Annotated in this window: 2 protein-coding genes; one reads left to right on the forward strand and one right to left on the reverse strand. The window is 64.8% G+C overall.

All coding sequences use genetic code 11. The annotated features are described in order from the left end of the window. Positions 1 to 371: 371 nt before the first annotated feature. Positions 372 to 1040, forward strand: coding sequence for a TetR family transcriptional regulator (locus tag ACE026_RS14460; RefSeq protein WP_486038340.1), 669 nt, complete (start codon positions 372 to 374; stop codon positions 1038 to 1040). A 397-nt stretch (positions 1041 to 1437) separates the two neighbouring features. On the opposite strand, the gene hslU is transcribed toward ACE026_RS14460, so the two are convergent. Beyond that, a complete protein-coding gene (gene hslU, locus ACE026_RS14465) occupies positions 1438 to 2811 on the reverse strand; it encodes an ATP-dependent protease ATPase subunit HslU (protein WP_121039962.1) in 1374 nt (457 codons plus the stop codon). Positions 2812 to 2898: the final 87 nt, after the last annotated feature.

Here is a 2898-nt window from a genome sequence, read left to right on the forward strand (position 1 = left end):
ACCTGCTCGGCTTTCAGGGTGGCCACAGTCACCTGGCCGGGGCCGCCCTGCGGCCCCTCCTGCTCACCACCGCCGCAGGCGGACACGGTCAGGGCGATCGCGAGGGACAGCGCGAGAAGACGGTACGGAGTTCTGGACATGGCGGTAGGGGCTCGCAGACGGAAAAGGGCGCGCCTGCAGCCCAACTTCCGATAAAAGCGAAGAATGACGACAAACAGGCAGCAAATGACGACAAATATCCGAAACGAGACCCGCCGGCTTTCACAGGCAGTCCTCGCTGAGGATCAGTGGGGCGCAAATATACATACATGCATGTTTGTTTGTAAAGCGGTACAATTCAGGCCGGTTTCATCCAGCAACTGCACAGCGCAATGGCCAGAAAAACCAAAGAAGAGGCGCAGGCCACCCGCGAGGGCATCCTCGATGCGGCCCAGGTCTGTTTCCATGAATACGGGGTCGCCGGCACCAGCCTGGCGATGATCGGCGCGCGCGCCGGATTCACCCGCGGCGCGGTGTACTGGCACTTCAAGAACAAGACCGAAGTGCTGACGGCGATGATCGATCGCGAGCGCGTCCCGTTCATCGAGCGGCTGCGACGCACCACCTCGGCCAAGCGCACCACACCAATCCTGGACCTGCGCTCGGCGCTGCTGGTCTCCTTCCGGGAGCTGGCCGAAGACGAACGCCTGCGCAACATGATGGAAATCATGCTGCGCAATGATCTGTCGGTGGAAAGCCAGGCGATGCAGGCGCTGCAGCTGGAGGCATCGCGTGAGGAGCTGGGCATTTTCGCGGCCGCGTTCCAGCGCGCGCGGGAGTTGGGACAGCTGCGCGCGGGGGTAGACGTGGACACGGTGGCGCGCATCGTGAGCACCAGCCTGACCGGGGTGCTGTACAGCGCGATGCTGGAACCGGAGCTGTTCGAGATCCAGCGCGATGGCGCGCAGACGCTGGATGCGATCCTCAGCGCATTCGTGCAGCCGGGTGTATTCACCCCGGGCGCCCCGCCAACCGCCCTGCCAACCGACGACGACGCCTGAGGCGAAGGGCTGGTTGGTCGAGCGCTGGGGCGCGATGCCCTTGCCGGCGAATGTCCTCCGGCGTCGGCCTGCGGCCCCCCCCTCCCCCTTGAGTTCGCCCACAAGGGCATCGCGCCCCAACGTGTACAGACCAATGGCGCCCAAAGAAAGGCCGGCTTTCCCGTGCGCGGACCACATGGGGACCCCGTAGCGGCCGGCAGGTCCCTGGGCAAAATCAAGGAGGAGGCCGTCGCCGGACGGCGGCGGCCGGGGGACATTTGCCTAGGGGCCTGCCGGTCGCTGCGGGGCCCTCACGCTCGCGGCAGTCCCAAACGGAGACAGCCTTTGACAGAAGAAGCAAAAAAACGGCGACACCGAAGTGCCGCCGTTCTTCCTACCACCCGATCGTTGCGTGCCGTTACAGGATGTAGCGGCTCAGGTCCGGATCCTGCACCAGCTCACCCAGATGCGCATCGACATAGGCCTGGTCGATGCTGATGGTCTCGCCATCGCGGTCCGGGGCCTCATAGCTCAGCGTATCCAGCAGGCGCTCCAGCACCGTGTGCAGGCGGCGCGCGCCGATGTTTTCCTGGCGCTCGTTCACCTGGAAGGCGATCTCGGCCAAGCGGTCCACCGCATCGACCGTGAACTTCATCGAGACGCCTTCAGTCTGCAGCAGCGCTTCGTACTGCTTGGTCAGCGCGGCCTTCGGCTCGGTCAGGATGCGCACGAAGTCCTGCTTGCTCAGCGCGCCCAGTTCCACGCGGATCGGGAAACGACCCTGCAGTTCCGGGATCAGATCGCTGGGCTTGGCCAGGTGGAACGCACCGGAGGCGATGAACAGGATGTGGTCGGTCTTGATCGTGCCGTACTTGGTGGACACATTGGAGCCTTCCACCAGCGGCAGCAGATCGCGCTGAACGCCCTCGCGCGAGACATCGCCGCCACCGACGTTGTCACCGCGCTTGGCGACCTTGTCGATCTCATCGATGAACACGATGCCGTGCTGCTCGCAGGCTTCGATCGCCGCGCTGCGGATATCGTCTTCGTTGACCAGCTTGCCGGCCTCTTCCTCGATCAACAGCGGACGCGCGGCCTTGATCGACAGCGTGCGCTTCTGCGCCTTCGCACCGCCCATGCTGGAGAACATCTGGCGCAGCTGCTGCCCCATTTCCTCCATGCCCGGCGGGGTCATGATGTCCATGCTGACGTTGGCCGACACTTCCAGTTCGATCTCGCGCTCGTCCAGTTCACCGTTGCGCAGCATGCGGCGGAACTTGATGCGGGTCTCGTTGTCCTGCGCGGACGGCTCGTTGCGTGCGGCCTCGGCATCGAAGCCGATACCGGTGCTGCGGCGCGGCAGCAGTGCATCCAGGATGCGGTCTTCGGCGCGCTCTTCGGCCTGGGTGCGCACGCGGACCTTGGCCTGCTCGCGATACAGCTTGACCGCGGTGTCGGCCAGGTCGCGGATGATCTGCTCCACGTCCTTGCCGACATAGCCGACCTCGGTGAAACGGGTGGCTTCAACCTTCACGAACGGCGCATTGGCCAGCGTGGCCAGGCGACGCGCGATCTCGGTCTTGCCGACGCCGGTCGGGCCGATCATCAGGATGTTCTTGGGCATGACTTCGTTGCGCAGCTCGGCCGGCAGCTGCATGCGGCGCCAGCGGTTGCGCAGCGCAATGGCGACCGCGCGCTTGGCGTCGTGCTGGCCGACGATGTGCCGGTCCAGTTCCTGCACGATCTCGCGCGGGGTCATGGTGGCGGACGAAACTTCAATCTTGTGCGGCATGGGTGTGCTCACGAGGATATGGGGTGGAATGACGTATCACCGGCCTGCCTGGCAGCGACGTAACGCTGATGTAGAGCCACGCCATGC

The sequence above is a fragment of the Stenotrophomonas sp. AGC87 genome (assembly GCF_057333975.1).